This window comes from Chryseobacterium sp. P1-3, assembly GCF_000738495.1.
Taxonomy (GTDB): domain Bacteria; phylum Bacteroidota; class Bacteroidia; order Flavobacteriales; family Weeksellaceae; genus Chryseobacterium; species Chryseobacterium gallinarum.
The window spans coordinates 1-18,134 of sequence record NZ_JPEQ01000014.1 but is presented as its reverse complement, the minus strand read 5'-3'; the positions used below and the strand labels follow the sequence as shown (position 1 = coordinate 18,134).

The 18,134-nt window shown below is 37.7% G+C and carries 11 protein-coding genes and 3 pseudogenes; 8 read left to right on the top strand and 6 right to left on the bottom strand.

The features are described from left to right. Positions 1 to 32: 32 nt before the first annotated feature. Complete coding sequence (locus HX13_RS17495) at positions 33 to 815, bottom strand: glycoside hydrolase family 25 protein (RefSeq protein WP_050022138.1); 783 nt, start codon at positions 813 to 815, stop codon at positions 33 to 35. 119 nt (positions 816 to 934) lie between these two features. On the opposite strand from HX13_RS17495, the pseudogene HX13_RS17490 reads away from it, so the two are divergent. The 5 genes and pseudogenes from HX13_RS17490 (at position 935) to deoC (ending at position 5,462) form a co-directional block, all read left to right on the top strand. Then, positions 935 to 2,231, top strand: a pseudogene (locus tag HX13_RS17490) (NAD(P)/FAD-dependent oxidoreductase). Next, a complete protein-coding gene (gene trmD / locus HX13_RS17485) occupies positions 2,228 to 2,899 on the top strand; it encodes a tRNA (guanosine(37)-N1)-methyltransferase TrmD (protein ID WP_050022137.1) in 672 nt (223 codons plus the stop codon). Before HX13_RS17490 ends, trmD begins: the two are co-directional and overlap by 4 nt. 368 nt (positions 2,900 to 3,267) lie before the next feature. After that, a complete protein-coding gene (locus HX13_RS17480) occupies positions 3,268 to 4,209 on the top strand; it encodes an endonuclease/exonuclease/phosphatase family protein (protein ID WP_316931350.1) in 942 nt (313 codons plus the stop codon). Positions 4,210 to 4,237: 28 nt separating this feature from the next. Beyond that, positions 4,238 to 4,709 (top strand): annotated as a pseudogene (locus HX13_RS17475) (Lrp/AsnC ligand binding domain-containing protein). Between the two features lie 9 nt (positions 4,710 to 4,718). Beyond that, positions 4,719 to 5,462 (top strand): deoxyribose-phosphate aldolase, encoded by a 744-nt coding sequence (gene deoC / locus HX13_RS17470; RefSeq protein ID WP_050022136.1) that lies wholly within the window; start codon positions 4,719 to 4,721, stop codon positions 5,460 to 5,462. Positions 5,463 to 5,521: 59 nt separating this feature from the next. Here the strand turns inward: deoC and dusB are convergent. After that, positions 5,522 to 6,518, bottom strand: a pseudogene (dusB, locus tag HX13_RS17465) (tRNA dihydrouridine synthase DusB). Positions 6,519 to 6,640: 122 nt separating this feature from the next. After that, complete coding sequence (locus HX13_RS17460; RefSeq protein ID WP_082129129.1) at positions 6,641 to 9,871, bottom strand: hypothetical protein; 3,231 nt, start codon at positions 9,869 to 9,871, stop codon at positions 6,641 to 6,643. Positions 9,872 to 10,025: 154 nt separating this feature from the next. Between HX13_RS17460 and HX13_RS17455 the strand changes: the two genes are divergently transcribed. Then, the gene (locus HX13_RS17455; RefSeq protein ID WP_238555465.1) at positions 10,026 to 10,964 is read left to right on the top strand and encodes a T9SS type A sorting domain-containing protein; all 939 of its coding nucleotides are present in this window, start codon (positions 10,026 to 10,028) and stop codon (positions 10,962 to 10,964) included. 191 nt (positions 10,965 to 11,155) lie between these two features. Next, a complete protein-coding gene (locus tag HX13_RS17450; RefSeq protein WP_228377688.1) occupies positions 11,156 to 11,968 on the top strand; it encodes a lamin tail domain-containing protein in 813 nt (270 codons plus the stop codon). A 90-nt stretch (positions 11,969 to 12,058) separates the two neighbouring features. Here the strand turns inward: HX13_RS17450 and HX13_RS24730 are convergent, their stop codons facing one another. Genes HX13_RS24730 through pyrF form a run of 3 tightly spaced genes read right to left on the bottom strand, consistent with a single transcriptional unit; the run spans position 12,059 to position 16,317 of the window. Next, positions 12,059 to 12,706, bottom strand: a complete 648-nt coding sequence (locus HX13_RS24730; RefSeq protein ID WP_238555464.1) for a hypothetical protein — start codon at positions 12,704 to 12,706, stop codon at positions 12,059 to 12,061. A gap of 23 nt (positions 12,707 to 12,729) precedes the next feature. Next, positions 12,730 to 14,904, bottom strand: coding sequence for an aminopeptidase (locus HX13_RS17445; RefSeq protein WP_238555463.1), 2,175 nt, complete (start codon positions 14,902 to 14,904; stop codon positions 12,730 to 12,732). A 33-nt stretch (positions 14,905 to 14,937) separates the two neighbouring features. Then, entirely contained in the window at positions 14,938 to 16,317 is a 1,380-nt protein-coding gene (gene pyrF, locus HX13_RS17440) for an orotidine-5'-phosphate decarboxylase (protein WP_050022134.1), read from the bottom strand. A 283-nt stretch (positions 16,318 to 16,600) separates the two neighbouring features. Between pyrF and HX13_RS17435 the strand changes: the two genes are divergently transcribed. Further along, positions 16,601 to 18,134, top strand: a 1,534-nt coding sequence (locus HX13_RS17435; RefSeq protein ID WP_050022360.1) for a T9SS type A sorting domain-containing protein, incomplete at its 3' end; no start/stop codon positions are given.

Sequence of the window (18,134 nt, the reverse complement as noted above, 5' to 3'; positions counted from 1 at the left end):
TTACTATTGGGAGCTTAGAAACCTTCCTGCTATTAATCCAACGTCAACCTTTTCAGAGACCAGGAATTACCATTGTAAATATCAAGATCTACTTTAGTATTAATTCCGTGAACAATCCCATTTTCTGTAAACTGCCAGAAATCCCACTGGTCATCCGGAGATGGTGACGGAACATCATTGTAATTGGCGAGCCAAAGCGGATAACCATCAAATTCACCTTTCAGGAAATCTTTATAATAATGATAATAAGTATAAATAATAGGCTTTTCACCATAAGTTTCCTCCACGATTTTACACCATATTTTTAAATCTTCAATAAGCTTTTTGTTGGTTTTGCGTTTAGGAATTTTTTCAATATCTAAAATAGGAGGAAGATCTCCACTTTCCAGTTTTACATTAGCTAAAAAATTATTGGCCTGAATAACAGGATCTTCATCGGCCCTGTAAAAATGGTAAGCTCCGCGGATAAGATCATGTTTTTTGGCTTTTTCCCAGAATTCATCAAAATGTTTGTCAGCACTACGGTTTCCCATAGTAGCCCGCATTACGACAAACTCCAGCGGTATCGTTTTATTTCCGATGCTGAGACTGTCCCATTTGATATCTTCCTTATTCTGATAATGGGAAACATCAAAACCGTAGGTTTTATCAAGATTGCTTGCCAGTATCCGTTGAATCCTTGAAGCTTCCTTTTCACTGTTATGAAGTTTTTTATGAACAAACTTATTAAAGTATAAGGCATAATAATAGCTGACAGATTGTTTTAAATAAAATCCGGTCCCTATTAACGCAATTATTAATATCGCCAATAGCATCCATCTCCGGAAAAAATACTTCTTCCGTCTCTTCCTGTGGATTTGTTTGGCAGTTTTTTTTGGTGTACTTTTTTAGGTGTCATAAAAGTTTTGCAAAAACTAACTTTTTTCACTGCTAAATGCTAAATAAAATCAGTAAAATTTGTGTACTATGGAAACACGCGAAAAAAATCATCATTATAGGAGGAGGATTTGCGGGGCTACAGCTTGCAAAAACATTAAACAACAAGAATAAAAAAAGTAATTGTTTTGGACCGGATGAATCATCATATGTTTCAGCCGCTTTTTTATCAGGTAGCCTCAGGAAGGATAGAACCTTCTAATATTTCTTTTCCTTTCAGAAAGATTTTCCAGCAATCCAGAAATACACAGTTCCGGATGACAGAGGTGAAAGAAATTGATCCCGCACACAATAAAGTGATTACTGATGAAGCGGAATTTACCTATGATAAACTAATCATCGCAACCGGCTGTAAAACTAATTTTTTCGGTAATAAAGAACTCGAAGGAAAGGCATTTGGAATGAAAAATACCCAGGAAGCCATCAGTATCAGGAATCATGTTTTGATGACATTTGAAAAACTGATCCTTGAAAAGAGCAGAAGCGATGATGGAAACTGGAATATTGTTATTGTAGGGAGCGGACCCACCGGAGTAGAACTGGCAGGTGCTTTTGCAGAAATGAAGAAAGATATCCTTCCCAGAGATTATCCCTATATGAATTTTGACCAGCTGAAAATTATTCTTGTAAGCTCTACCGATAAGCCCCTTGCCGTAATGAGTACTGAAGCACAGGATAAATCTGAAAAATACCTTAAAGATCTTGGGGTAACCTTTCTGAGTGGGGAAGTGGTTACCGATTATGATGGCGATAAAGTTCATTTGAAAAGCGGGCAGACAATACCTTCCAATAATGTGATCTGGGCAGCCGGAGTTACAGGGAATGTTGTAGGCGGCTTCCCGGAGGAAAAATTGGTTAAAAACCGATATATAGTAGACCGGTATAATAAAATAAAAGGATACGATAATATATATGCCATTGGTGATATTGCCTATATGGAAACCCCTAAATATCCGCATGGCCATCCGCAGGTTGCCAATGTCGCTATTAATCAGGCGAAAAATCTGGGGAAAAACCTGCTGAAAAAACGCACTGCAGAATGGAAAGAATATGAATATGATGATAAGGGTTCACTGGCAACAATAGGAAAGCACAGAGCAGTAGTAGATTTGCCATTTATAAAATTTCAGGGATTTTTAGCCTGGTATTTCTGGATGTTTCTCCATTTAATGTTAATTTTGAGCGTTCGGAATAAATTGGCCATATTCTTCAACTGGATGTGGAGCTATATCAACAAAGATTCTTCCCTACGATTAATTATTATACCTACAAAGAAAAACGGAACATTACAATGAGAATTGATATAATAAGCGTGCTTCCTGAATTGATGGAAAGTCCGTTCAAAACTTCTATTCTAAGAAGAGCAATGGATAAAGGGCTGGCAGAAGTACATTTTCATCACCTGAGAGACTGGGCCATCAACAAGCACAGGCAGATAGATGATGAGCCTTATGGAGGCGGGGCCGGAATGGTTATGATGGTAGAGCCATTGGATAAATGCATTTCTGAACTTAAAGCCCAGAGAGACTATGATGAAATTATTTATCTGACACCTGATGGAGTGACGCTGAACCAAAAAATAGCCAATACCCTTTCTATTAAAAACAACCTGATTTTCCTGTGTGGTCATTATAAAGGCATCGATCAGAGGGTAAGGGATCTCCATATTACCAAAGAGATTTCTATCGGAGATTATGTCCTTACCGGCGGGGAACTGGCAGCATGTGTATTGGCCGACTCTGTTATCCGTTTGCTTCCCGGAGTTTTAAACGATGAACAAAGTGCGCTGACAGACAGTTTCCAGGATGATCTGCTGTCTCCTCCCATCTATACCAGACCCGAAGTTTACAAAGGATTGGAAGTTCCTAAAGTTTTATTAAGCGGGAATTTTGCAAAAATTGAAGAATGGCGTCATGATGAAGCGGTAAGAATTACCAAGGAAAAACGTCCGGACCTGCTTTAGAAACTGCAGGGACTAATTTTACTGTTCTTTTTTTCATCTGTTTCATTGATTATCTATTGAAATGGAATAATATTTGTTATTAGTGTAAGCAAGAAGGAAAAAGTAAATTCTTTTTGTTGAAAATTAAAATTTTATTCTCATTATTTTGAATTTCACATATTGATTTTATTCTGATTTATGGGGTGATAACTTTAAATAATTGAAAAATTAATTCACTATGGGTCGGATTATTGATATTTTTTGTTATATTTGAAATATTTCTTAGTTGAAATTGATTTGAAAATATTACAGAAAAATCAATAAATTTGGAAAAAAATAATAAATTTACATTTGAAAAAAGGACACAATACATATAAAGAACGAATTTTATGCTGATGGAATTGTTTTCTTTTTACAATGTTGAAAATTTATTTTTACCTGATCCCAAGCCAATCCATAAATTGGATCCAACGCAATCAGGTTTAAGAAACTGGGATGAAAAGAGATATAAAAACAAGCTTTTTAAAATCTCGCACGTATTTCAATTGATGAAGGAGGAAAATGGTGTAATGCCATTCATAATCGGATTATCTGAAGTTTCCGGAAGGAAAGTTTTGGAAGATCTAGTGAAGATGGAACCTTTTAATTCAGAATACGGAATTGTACATTACAATTCTATGGATGAAAGAAAGGTAGATGTAGCAATGTTATATGACAAAAATAAAGTAGAGGTTATTGATTCTGAAACCATTACTTTCTTTTTTGAAATATTGAATAAAAACACAGGAAATTACGATACAACCAGGGACGTACTTTTTTCAAAAGTAAAATATGAAGGAGAATTGATTAATGTCTTTATCGCGCATCTTCCCTCTAAGCGGGAAAAAGACATCAACCAACCCAAAAGAACCTTTATACTGAACGAGATCCGGGAACGGATCATGAAAATTGTGAATGCTGAAAAGGAACATGTCATATTGTGTGGTGATTTTAACGAAAACCCGGATGATGAAAATTTAGTAAAAATTCTCTATAACAATGATCATGAGAAGGTTTTGATGAACCCTTTTCTTGAATTGTTTTCTACAAGAAATTATTCTACTTTTCATTATAAGTCTGGCTTACTGTATGATCAGATTATTATGTCGAGATCATTTCTCAACAATAATACGCTGGTTTTTCAGGATGCTCATGTGTTTAATTCTGAGAAAATCAGAAGCAGAACCAGGAAATTTGAAGACAGACCTTTTCGAACTTATGCCGGAACACGGTATTTAGGTGGGTATAGTGATCACTTTCCTGTTTTTGTAAAATTTAAAAGACTACCATAAAAAACATAAATAATAAAAAAAGTAGAAAATGAAAAATTCGAGCAACACAAGCTACCATTTAGATTCGATCGACAAAGAAATCATCTACATGTTGATGGATAATGCTAAAACTTCTTTAGCCCACATTTCGAAAAATGTCGGGATTTCCACAACAGCAGTACATCAAAGAATCAAAAAACTTGAACACGCAGGCGTTATTGAAAATTCGATTTCATTTCTTAATCCTAAAAAAAATTGGATATAAAGTGATTTCGTATATCGGAGTATTCCTGGACCAGCCCAGCCATTATCCGGAAGTGGTGAAATCCCTGCATGACATTAATGAAGTGGTGGAAGCCCACTATACAACAGGAAATTATACCATCTTTCTTAAAGTCCTTTGTAAAGATAATGACCACTTGATGCAGATTCTTAGTAAACTTCAGAAGCTAAAAGGAGTGACAAGAACAGAAACTTTTATATCTTTGGAACAAGGTATTTACAGACAATTGAAAGTATAACGAAACGATATGAATATAGCCAGATATTTGGATTCAACCTACCTGAAGACACCTGAACAATCAGGAATTTCACATGAGGAAACGCTTCAGAAAGATAAAGAACTTGCTCAGGAAGCTATTGATAACGGGATTTTTGCCGTGATGATCCGTCCGGATTATGTCTCTGAAATTAAAAAGTATATCCAGGAAAGAAATTCAAATGTGGCAGTGGGAACTGTAATAGGTTTTCATGAAGGAACCTATTCTGTTGATGATAAATTGGCAGAAGCATCAAAGGCAATTGAAGACGGTGCAGATGAATTAGATTTTGTAATAAATTATGAAGCCTATCTTCAGGGAAAAACAGAATTAGTAAAAGATGAATTTGTAAGATGCTCTCAACTTGGCTTGAAGCACAACAAAATCGTTAAATGGATCATTGAAATTGCTGCTTTAACAGACGTACAAATCGCTGATCTTACTAAAAATATTTCCAATTGGGCGGAAGAAAATTTCCAGGAAAATGATTTATCCAGGATTTTTGTGAAATCGTCTACCGGCTTCTATCAGACGCACGATGGTAAACCTAATGGGGCAACATTTGAAGGGATCAGGATTATGCTGGATAATGCAGGAAAGCTGCCTGTAAAGGCTGCCGGAGGAGTAAGAACCCCTGAAGATGCTGAAAAGATGATTAATCTCGGAGTAAAAAGAATCGGAACTTCTTCAGCATTAGCTTTACTTAAAAACCAATCATCATCAGAAGAATACTAAAATTAAAATAACTTATTAAAATGATAAAAGCCATCAGATTTATTTGATGGCTTCATTTTTTATATCTGTTCCTGATATTCTTCGTAAAATTGTTGGGTTTCTTTAATTAAGCTATCCATTTCTTCCAGCGTAAAGACTTCCAGGAATTTTTTTCTGAATTCTTTGAAATGAGGAACACCACGGAAATAGTTGCTGTAATGCTGTCTCATCTCAATCAGTCCCAATCTTTCTCCTTTCCATTCCGCACTCCATTCGGCATGTTGACGTACGGCAAGTAAACGGTCTGAAATAGTAGGAGCGGGTAAATGTTCCCCGGTTTTGAAGAAATGTTTGATTTCGTTGAATATCCAGGGATATCCAATTGCAGCACGTCCGATCATAATCCCGTCACATGCATACTTTTGTTTATATTCCAAAGCTTTTTCCGGAGAATCTATATCACCATTTCCGAAAATAGGGATCTCAATATTGGGATTTTGCTTGATCCTCGAAATATGCTCCCAGTCGGCCTCGCCTTTATACATCTGTGCGCGGGTTCTTGCATGGATTGTTAAAGCTTTGATTCCTGTTTCCTGCAGACGTTCTGCCACCTCATCTATATTAATGGAAGTGCTGTCCCAGCCTAAACGGGTCTTGACCGTTACAGGCAAATGAGTAGAGCTTACCACCGCTTTGGTAAGACGTACCATAAGGTCTATATCTTTCAGCACACCTGCTCCGGCTCCTTTACAAACCACTTTTTTTACAGGGCATCCGAAATTGATATCTACAAGATCCGGATTTACTGTCTCAACAATTCTCGCAGACATGGCCATTGCTTCTTCATCTCCACCAAAAATCTGAATACCTACCGGTCTCTCATAATCAAAGATATCCAGTTTTTTTGCGGCTTTTAATGGCATCACGGATTAAGCCTTCGGAAGAAATAAATTCCGAATACATCAAGTCTGCACCGTGCATTTTACACAAACGTCTGAATGGAGGATCACTTACATCTTCCATCGGGGCCAGTAAAAGCGGAAATTCCGGCAGTTCTATATTGCCTATTTTTATCATGGTGCAAATTTACAAAATTCTGAACATAAGAAAATATGATATTATCTATCAATGTGATGTAGCGAATTGAGCGTTTAAGTATGGAGCTCCGGAAGTATAAGAGTAGTCTTAAGCTTTGAAATCTAGAAGCTTGCCTTTACCTGCATGCTTCCGATATGAATCGTTCTGTCTCCTGAATTTCTTCCTTCATAATTTAAATTCAGCTGGATGAAAGAATTGATAGCCTGTTGGATAAATACACTCCATACCTGGTTTTTGCCGGGCTTCAGACCATCCAGCATCTGGTTTCCGACAATGCTGAAATTGTTTCCGTTAAAATTATTGCTGATGAAGGAGAAATTTCCACGGATAGAGGTCTTTCTTCGCTCCCATTGAATAGTTCCTGTGACATCGAATGCTTTCAGGAGTTCTTCACCATCTATCCTTTGTTTCTGACGGAAAGCGGAAGAAAGCTCTGCTTGTATGGCATCTGTGAATTTATAGGTAGCCTTCGGCTTGGTTTCAAAATTATTCAGACGGTAATCTCTTGTAGCAAAAAGCTGTGAAGAATTTTTGATATCATGGACAGAGTTTTCCCAATCGACTCTGAATTCCTTGTTGAACCAATAACCGATATTTATAAAATGGGAGGTTTGTTCCCTTTCCTCATTACTGAAATTGGCATTGATGAGATTGTCATTTGAAATAAACCGGTAGTTTCCATTCCAGCCGGATTTATCGGTCGGATTAAATTGTACTGAGGCCAGGATATTCTGGTTCTTTAAAATCTGATCACTGTTTTTCTCAAAAGGGTTCAGAACCAGTACCTTATCTTTTTTGTAAAAAGAATTTTGAGAGTTTAAAGAGACATTGAAGTTCCAGCGCTTTAAAAATGAATTTTCCGAATTGAAAATAATGGCCGGATTGACAAATAAGGCTAGCTGTAATTTATTCTTATTGGAAGGAATATAACGAACAGAATTGGTGTATACCCTTATATATTGTGCCAGGTCGGAATATTCGGCAATTTCAAATTCGTCAAGCTGCTGTATTCCGTCCCCGTTATAGTCGGTCCATTTGTAAATTCCCTGCCCGTCAGTAACTTTAATGTACTGGAATTCTCTTTGGGCTTCCTGTCCGTTACCTAATTCATAGAATGCCTGAAGACGCATCCCGTTTCTGAAAAGCTGCTGATTATAAAGAATGTTTCCTACCACAAAATCATTATTTCTGGTGGCAACACCTTCCTCTATATTCTGATAGAAGAATTTCCTGTAATGAATTAAAGCATTCAAAGTGGTTCTTTCCGTTTTGATGATCTGGCTTTCGGCCATGATCCCAAGGATATTATTCATATTTTGAAGCCTGTTATCACGGACCGAGTCGTTATCCCTCATGTAAACTTTTGCCAGTAATTTGGTACGGGTACTGTCACCGATTTTCTTTTGTACAAAAATTTCCTTCCAGCTGAAACTGGTAACATCCATAAGCTGGGAATCATTATATTTTTTTTCATTATGCTCCATGCTTCCCCCAATCGCCCAGCTTCCTTTTTTGCCGGTAAATTCTGTAGAAACCCCACCACGGATGAATTTGGTATCCTGAAGGGTGGCATTGGTGTTCAGGTAGGAAAGATTTCCTTTGGTGAAAAACTTTCCGCTGATCCATCCGAAATCCAGGTCATTTTTTATCCCTTTGTAAGAATCCTGCTCATTTAAATAATTTACCCGGTAATTGAATGTTGATTTATTATTCCATTTATTCAAGAAACTGAAAATAAACCTGTTTTGTGTCTTTTTATTGAACTCCTGTGCAAGGTTGAAGTCTCTGGAAAATTCCACATCATTGATACGGTCTAAAATATGGAATTGTCTGTCGATATACTGATATTCAAAGCTGGGAGTTCCTTTCCAGTTGTTTTTTGTAAAGCTTTTATTTCCGAAAATACGCCATGCGTACCCGATGTTCTGATCGGAATCTTTTGATGAGAATAAATTGACATCATAATTGCTAAGTGAAATATCCGTTCCTATTTTTCCTTCTTTCAGCAGGTATTCTGAATTTAGGGAAAAAACCTGGGATTTCTGGGGGGAAGGCAGCTTTCTCACTGCCCTGTAATCACCTGCATTCGGGCCTACATATTCAAAAACACGTCCGTTATTGGTAGTCTGGGCTGTTTTATAGTCTCCCATGTTTGCTCCGAAATAAGTAAAAGATACCTGATAAAGCGTTTGGGTGGCATCTGTGGAAAACTCATAAAAGTTTCCATTAGGATTCAGTCGGTACAATATTTTATTGACATCATATTCGGTGACAACGCCGGATGGGGCATACATCAGGTTAGGATCATTTCCGGCATCGGCCAGGATCTGTTCATCTTCTTTGGAAAGGTTTAAAGAAAGTGGAGCATTTTTATTGTCATTCTCCATAAACCAATTCAATCCAATTTTGAATTTTTCCCTCTGATGTTCCAGTTTTCCTGTAAATAAATACCGGGAATAATTTCTGTTGGCGTAATTATAGGAAATGGTAATAAAATTTTGCTGGAAAATAGGACGGAAACTGGTAAAAGTAACCTCTCCGGTATTGTAATTAATGACATAATCCTGGTTTTCTCCCCGTTTCATTAAAATTCCATCGATAAAAACCTGTTCAGAACCGGAAATCAGGGTAATAAACTGTTCGCCGTTTTTTCCGGTAAGACGGTAGGGTCCCTGGTTTCCTTCTACCCCCTGAAATCGGACCCTGTGGAATTCACTTCGTGCAACTCCCATAGAAACATCTACCAATGTTTTATTTTCTTTCCCGAATTCCGTCTGGAATTCAAGTCCCATACTTCTTCTCTGGTATTTGGCAAAATAGTTTTTAGCTTCTACAAGATCCAGGTGCCCGGCTCTGAGAATAGATTTATCCTTAATATTGAGCTGCATATATATTTTGTCAAACTCTTCCAGGGTTTGTGTATATCCATCTGCCTGGATAGGGAGGTTGTGATCTGAAATACTGGCTAAAATAGTTACATCCTTGGAAAGACGTCCTGAAATCTGGAGATCCATAGAACTTTGTACAGACTGCCCCTGGTTGTTACCAAATGTGATTCCCCGGATGATCGAGCCCTTGGAATTGAGCTCCCCTAAAAATCTTTTTTTATCATTTTTAGCGAGTACGGCTTCGTCTACAACAATTTTATTATTGGTCTTTACAAAATCCAGGGTGTCTTTAACGAAAATATCCTGCTCAAGCCTGGCGGCAAGAATACTGTCTCTTTTGAGACTGTCTTCGGGAACGTTTGGATTTTTCCATGAAAATACTTGGGCATTTCCTGAAAATATGCCTAAGAAAAATAATGTAAATAGAATAATACAATTCCGCAAGCCCTACAAATAATTCGTAAAAATAATTAAAAAAATGTTAATACCAGTGGGTTTAGGATTATTAACAGAAATTTAATCTAATTATTATTCTGAAAGGGAAAATACATGGTATTTTAGTGACCTAAAAAGTATTAATAACAATAAATCTTAAAACATGAAAAAACTTTATTCTTTAGCAGTGCTTTGTTTAACGAGTTTCGCATTTGGACAAATTAGCTTGCCCACTATGAATACTGCGTATACACAAAATTTTGACGATCTTGCCAATACAGGAACAGGCTCCTTAAATTTATCCGGCAGCCTGACAGGTTGGAGCATTTCAGAAACAGGTGCCAATGCCAATACAACATATACAGCTGATACAGGAAGCTCAAATGCAGGTGATACATACAGCTATGGTTCTGCAGGAAGCCCCGACAGGGCACTGGGAGCCATTGCAAGTGGAAACTTGTTATCAAGATGGGGGGCACAGTTTAAAAACGATACAGGAAGCGAAATTACCAGCTTATTGGTATCTTATACCGGAGAGGAATGGAGATTGGGATTCACGAATAGAGGGACTAATGATCAAATAACATTTGAATACAGTACCGATGCTACATCACTGACTACAGGAACATGGACAGCTGTATCTGCTTTAACCTACAACAGTACGAATATTACCGGAACTGCAGGAGCAAAAGATGGGAACAATGCTAACTTCAGAACAGCACTTAGTGCAACGATTACAGGATTAAATATTCCTGCAGGACAAACGTTTTGGATCAGATTTGTTGACGTAAATATTTCCGGAACCGATGATGGTCTTGCTATAGATGATTTTTCTTTAACACCTCAGTCAGGATCTTCACTGGCTACCATTGACAATAAGGTTTCCCATGCAACTTTTGTGAAAAATACAATTGTTGGAGATGAAATATATTTTGGCACCCATTCAGATGTAAAAATTTTCAATATGTACGGACAAGTTGTGAAAACAGCATCTGTAAAACAAAATGGAAGTATAAACGTAGCTGATCTGGCCAAAGGAAACTACATTGTAACAGGAACTATTAACAATGCCCCGGTATCCCAGAAGATATTGAAAGACTAATCTTCTGCTATTAATGTCAATCATACATATAAGTCCGCCGTTTCTCCGAAACGGCGGACTTTTTACCAGAGAGTTATCATGGATTTATTGTTGGAAGATATAAATTTCCGTTCCTCTTTCTCTTTATTTTTCCTTTTACATGGTATTGTTTTTGATGATTTTTATTATACATTTATGCCTAAAATTATAGAATGATGAAAAGAATCTTTACTATTGCAGGATTGATATTGATAACTACTTTTTCAAACGCACAGATCGTCATCAATGAGATTTACGGAGGCAATGAAAATTCGGGTGCCGTCTTAAAAAATAATTATATAGTTCTGAAAAATATAGGAACAAGCCAGGTTACCTTATCAGGAGCTACCATACAATATGCACCGGCAGTGGGTGCTTTTACAGAGTACCATGTCCTGCCGGATATCACTTTGCAGCCTGAGCAGACTTACCTGATTCAGGAAACAGCAATAAATGGTGGAACAGTCAGTTTACCGACTCCGGATTTTGTTGCAGGAACCGTATTTAATTTTGATGGCACATCCAATAAATCTATAGGCTTAAGATTGTCGGGGGCTTCCGGTAAAATTGCCCTTGCAACCAATAGAATACCAGTAGCAGGACCGGATTCATCCAATGTTATCGATTTTGTTGGCTATGGTGCCAATGCAGACCAATTTAAAGGCGATGGACCGGCACCTTCTCCAACGACGACCACAGCTATAAAGAGGGCTGTGAGTGATAGTAATGATAACAAAGCCGATTTTTCCATTGAAGGGACAGCAAAATCCGGTTTTGTACAGAATCCCTTTATAAAAGATGGTAAAATTGTTTTTGGAACAGAGATCAGGGACGTAAAAGTATATGACAGCTTCAGGCAGGTGGTGAAAAAAGCTCCCGTAAAAATCGTCTCTGCATTGGATATTACAGATCTTCCTAAGGGTACGTATATTGTGACAGGAACAATTAATAATATCCCTCTTTCACAGAAGATCATAAAAGATTAATATTCTTAATAATGAAGGGCAGCGTATGATTATAGCTGCTCCTTTTGTCTTTATGATGAATTGTAATGGAAATTATCAATTATCAATCAGCTAGTACCAGCCTCTTCTTGCAGCATTGATGATTGAGCCCAGGTTAAGAACCAATGTATATCTGATACGTTTTGCATAATCCTTGAATGATGGTTCAAATCCTAATGAAGATTGTATCGGGAAATACACCTCCAGGAAATCCGGGATAATTCTGACTTTAATTCCACTATCCCAAATAAATTTAGCCGGCAGGTTTTGATTTTTATATACTCCTGCATCGGCATAGACATGGAATATCTTCCAGACACTGGAATCCACATTGAAAGAAGTAATCCATTGGTTAACGGTTCCGGGGATAAATGATTTAAAACCTCCATCCGCCAGAATAAACTGCTGTGAAAGAATACCACTATTGGCACTTTCTCCTAATAGGCTATAAGAAAATGCATAATTTGAAACCCTTGAGATTCCGTAATTAAATAAATTATTCCGGGTATCGTTTCTTAGAAAGTAGCCGGCAAATAACCTGACACTTAGCTTTTGTCTTGGAGCAAATTCCCATCTGTAGAAGCCTTCGGCGGTAATTTTGTTAAAATCCTCCATTCCCTGTGTACTCAGGCTGAAGCTTTTTTCGTGGATCATCTGACTGTCACTATATCCGTATCCTAAACTCCACAGATTGTATTTTTTTATAGTCGTTGTTGGCAACCATAAGAGGGCTCAGGTCTCTTTCAAAATAATTGTAAGACAGGGCAATACTCCTGCTCACTGTACTTCTTGGGTTCTTTCTGAAACTGAGTGTGGAAAATAATGAGCCTTTTTTGATAAGCAAGATTATAATCATAATGAAAATAGGATCCCGAAACACCGAAGGTAAGGCTCCGGATGAAACTTTCAGCAGGAAGGATAGAATAGGAAACAGCACCGGAACCCGTCAGTTTCCCTGTACCGGTACTATACATAGGAGTAAATGAATACAGGAACTTCTCATCAAAAAAAGATTGATTTTTTAAATTAACCCCTAAAAGAAACTTGTCATACGTATTGTTGAAACGGATTCTGGGGCTTATATAAATTTCATTGTATTCCGGGTCTGGAATATCCTTGATAAGCTTAAGTTTAATCTTTTTCGTGTTTGAAAACAATCCTTTGGCATACAGGAAATTATTCCTGTATTTCGATTCCGGGAAAATATATCCGCTATTTAAGGTAACTTTATAAATATTATCTGTGGCCGGAAGGGAGAGTGTGGCTGTCCTCTCATTTTCTTCAGTTTCTATCCAATATGCTTTTTTCTCCCCGGATTTGGTTTGTGCTTCCAATTTTACAGGAATAGCCAGGTTGGTATTTTTAATGACTTTAAGCTGTAAAGAGTCATTTTCTTTTTTAATGTGTCCCAATTTGAAATCAACCCTGTTTTTTTGTCTGAAAAAACCTGAAAGATAACTGTTTGTCTTATCTTTTCCGGCAATAGCATTCAGAAATTCTTCAGGATTTATTTTTTTTCCGGAATTTTGGGAAATATAGTTCCTTACCGTAGTATTGAAGGTCTCATAGCCCATCTTATCTGCGGAATAATTGAACAGACTTCCTGTTTCAAAGCCGCTGATGGTCATATCATTGAAATTACTCAATACGGCAAAATCCTCACCTATTTTTTGATCAAGATTTTGAAGCATGATATACTGATAGGCTAATCCATAACGGTCCAGCAGCTTAACTTTTGAGGCGTGGAATATTTTTAAAGGTTTAATACCAAATATTTGTGTTTCCGGAAGCTTACCCAATAATCTGGTATTACTGTAAAACTTCTTCAGGTACTGCATCTCAAGATAGGATTTCAGCCCGTTTTTAAACCAATGATCCTTTTGCTTATCAGCAATAATACTTTCGTCAAGAATTTTTTTGGTGATGATTCCGAAGTAATCCAGGTCTGTTTTTTCGGCATCAGTAAACAACTGAAACCTGAATTTCCAGAATACAATATCATTATTCCCGAAAAAATCTTCTTTGGCTCTGAATTTATCAGAAATAAACAGGCTTTCCGGCAGGAATCCGATCTTTTCTTTAATAAATTTGAGCTGTAAGGGGAGGTAGAATTCAAGATTTTGTTTTTCTTCAGGTTTCAGCTGATATCCAAATTTGATATCGGTACTGTTGCCGTCAACATCCACTTTAATGGACGGATATTCGTTTGAGGAAATTAAAAATTCAGGATCAGATTCCAGATATCCTTTAAACGAGTTCATCTGAATCTGTGGCAGGTTACCTTCAATGAAACTGTTCACAGGGATATCGAAGTTGATAGTCCAGTATGTATTGAAATTTACCTGTTCTTCAATATCATGATAATTTTTCCTGGTAATATTGTCCGGATCAAAATGATCCGGAACAATAAAGAAATATTTTAAAGCTGTATTCTGACCGGATGTTCCGTATCCCGTAAACTTCTTGTCGGGAAGCTGCATCCTGTATTTCAGCTGCAATGTAACGCTTTCGTCTGGCTTTAATGCTTTTTCCAATGGTAGAAAAAGACTTTCGTCTGAGAGCGTATTGATTGGGATGGTCTGGTCTTCGGGGCCTTTAACATTCAGCTCCAGAAGTTTTCCCAGTTGATGAGGCTGGGCAAAATGCAGGTCGTTGTTCCTGTCTTCCAGTTTTCTGTAGACCAGAGAAGTTCCCCGTTTATTATACGCAGAAACCCAATTCAGGAGTTTTATGGTACGAAGGTCTTTATCAGAACGGTTATGATAAATAATTTCCTGATTGACCTCAAGGAATTTTCTGTCAGAAGATAGCCTGGCTTCAATGTATATGCTGTCTTTCTGTGCAGAAACCTGCACAACTCCCCAAAACAAAATAAGACAAATGCTGAACTTTTTCAAATATCTGTGATAAAGTCTCAAATATAGCTTATTTTGTATATATTTTATAGCATTTTAATTTTGAATTGCTTTTTTTTCCAAAGATTTAATATAGGCGTTCCATCCTTCATTTTTATATGTAATGGCAGAAGCTTCAGGATCATCCGATTTATAAATTCCTCTTCCTACGATAATGAAATCCGTATGAAGTGTTGTAAAGACGTGTTCGGGAGTATTGTACTGCTGTCCTTTTCCGTCCCCTGAATCAGCTAAATTAACCCCTGGTGTAAATAATAATAGTTCTTCAGGGATCTTATTCTGTGACACTCCCCCGATAACGTTAGGGTGGGATAAGGCAACTTTTAATGCTTCCTCACGATAGCTGGCGGTAGTTAAGGTACCTTTTGAAGACATACCTACAATGGCTACCACCCCTACATTCGTGAAACAGTCTAAGGATTCAAAACCTCCGATAACCTGTGAGGTTACAAAGTCTGCCCAGTCTGTAATTTTAAAAACACCACTGGTAAACTGAAGTTCCTGAGTATTTCCGATATCTGCAAACTTGCGGTCTTCCATTAATAAGAACTGGTGTTTTGCAGCAATCGCTTTTAAAGGAAGGATTGTTTTTTCATATTCAAAATCCGAAATAATATCGATGTGCGTTTTTAATGCAATAATATGCGGACCGACTTTTTCAGCTAAATCTAATAATTCCTGAGTTGTGGTAACATCCGCAGAAGCAATCAGGTTGGATTGTTTTGCCAGGGCTGTTTCCAGTAATTTTTTCGAAACCGAATGTTGTGCGTTTTGAAGCTTTTGTTCATAAGATGGTCTGATTTCTTCTTCAAACTGAATGTGGTTTCCTTTAAGAAAATCCTGGATTCTTGCAACCTCTTCATCAGATAATTCTCCGTTTTCCTGAAGAATTCCACAAACTTCTGAAATGTTGAAAAGGGTATGTACTCTGTATCCTTTGCTTTCCAATAGTTGTTTTCCTCCCTGTTCTCTGTCCAGTACCACAACGATATCAGAAACCTTAAGATCTTCCTGTTCAACTTCAGCAATGGTTTCCACCAATGATTTTCCGGAAGTGATCACATCTTCTACTAAAAGGCAGTTCTGGCCTTTTTGATAGATTCCTTCAATCAGCTTTTTAGTACCATAACTCTTCGCTTCTTTTCTTTTAATAATTAATGGAATATAGCTCTCCAGTGACATAGCAGTGGCCATTGGAAGGGCAGCATAAGGAACTCCACAGATTAAATCAAAATTATCCAGCGGAAGCATTTCCAATAAATAATTAGCAAGATTTTTTAAGATTTTGGGATCTGAAGCCAACGGTCTTAAATCTACATAAAAAGGACTTTCAATGCCGCTTTTCAGGGTAAACCTACCGAATTTGATGATGCCTAGTTTGTAGCATTCCAAGAAGAATTCTTTTTTACTTTCCATTCTTTTTTATTAGATGCTGCAAATTTAAGGATTTGAAATAAGGCATAAAAAATTTATTGTCTACTTGTTAGAACAAGTGTATAAAATCTTTGATTTTGAGTGCAAGTATTTTTAATACGACAGGTTTTGTCGTTCTGACGAAATATCTTTGGACAATATACAGGCAATACAGCATATTTAGTACGAAAACGATATCCTAAATCTTTTATTGGTGAGATAAAAAAGATATTTTTGCAGCGTTTAAAAACGGATCAATTAATAACAACCTAAATAAACACAAAGTATGAAGAAATTCTACATGAGTGCATTTACCTTATGCATAGTTTTTAGTGCGTCGGCCCAGGAAGTGGTCTGGCAGAAAGACATCAAAACCACAACCCAGGATTTCCTGAGCCAGGTGACCACCACAATAGACCAGCAGTACCTTATCACAGGCAGCAGTATTCAGGCAGGAAGCCGGAAGCAGGGAGCAAGAAATGCTGCCAGCCAGAACAACGGCTATGATTTCCACCTGGTAAAATTAAACCAGCAGGGAGAACAGGTCTGGGAGAAGTATTTCTCAGGACAAAATCATGATTATTTGTCAGCCACTGTAACCACGCAGGATGGGGGCTTCCTTTTAGCTGGGACCTCCTATTCCGGGAAAGGGCTGGATAAAAAGGACGATTCCAAAGGCGGCTCTGATATCTGGCTGATCAGGATTAATGAATTCGGGGATGAGCTATGGCAGAAAACTTTGGGAAGCTCTTCTGATGAAGAAGCCAGGGCAGTGATTCAAACCACCGATTCAGGATTCTTTGTAGCGGGAAATGTACAAAACTCTTCTAAGGGTTACGGTTCCAAAGATGTCTGGATAATAAGACTTGATAAAGAGGGAAAAGAATTATCACAACTGATTTTAGGAGGAAAAGGTTTAGACGAAGTTGAAAAAATGATTCCCACGAAAGACGGTGGGGCTTTGTTAGGCATCTATTCCAGAAGTGGAGTTGTTAATATGAGCAACAGTCAATCAACAACCAATACTCCGGATTTATCTTCCAAAACTGCGGGTTCTGTAGCCAGAAGCCAAATGCCAAAAACCAGCAGCAACTATGGTGAAGGCGACTACTGGATTGTAAAACTGGATAAAACCGGGAAGGTAGAATGGGAAAAGAACTATGGAGGTAAAGGAGATGATCATTTGAGGACCCTGGCATTGACCTCCAACGGCTATCTCATCGGAGGAGAATCCAGATCGGAAAGATCAGGGAACAAAACAGTAGGAATAGAGGAAGGAACAGACCTTTGGCTAATTGCCCTTAATGAGAGAGGAGAAGAAGAGTGGCAAAAATCTTACAACTTTAAAAACCGGGATATTCTGATGGGAATGAGTGTGATAGGCGGGGAGCTGGAAGATGGACGCGGGAAATCTACCAAAGGAATTTTATTGGGCGGCTATACCCAGGCAGAAGGAAGGATTGAAAAGGACGATGAAACTTTCTGGATGCTGTACCTGGATGGAAATGGCAATGAGCAGTGGAGAAAACATGTGGGAGGAGAATCGAGGCAAAGAGAGGAAAGGCTCTCGGATTTAAAGCTCAACAGGGATGGTTCTATTATCCTTGCAGGAACCAGCGCAGAAGAGCTGGGGAAAGAAAACTGGAAGATTGTAAAATTGGGAGACAAGCAGGTTGATCAGTTAATTGAAAAATATGACATTAAGATTTATCCTAACCCGGTATCAGATTATGCGTATGTGGAAATCGGATTCGACTTTAAAGAAGCTGATATTATGTTGTATGATATGAGCGGGAGACAGCTTCAGAGTTTGAAAACAA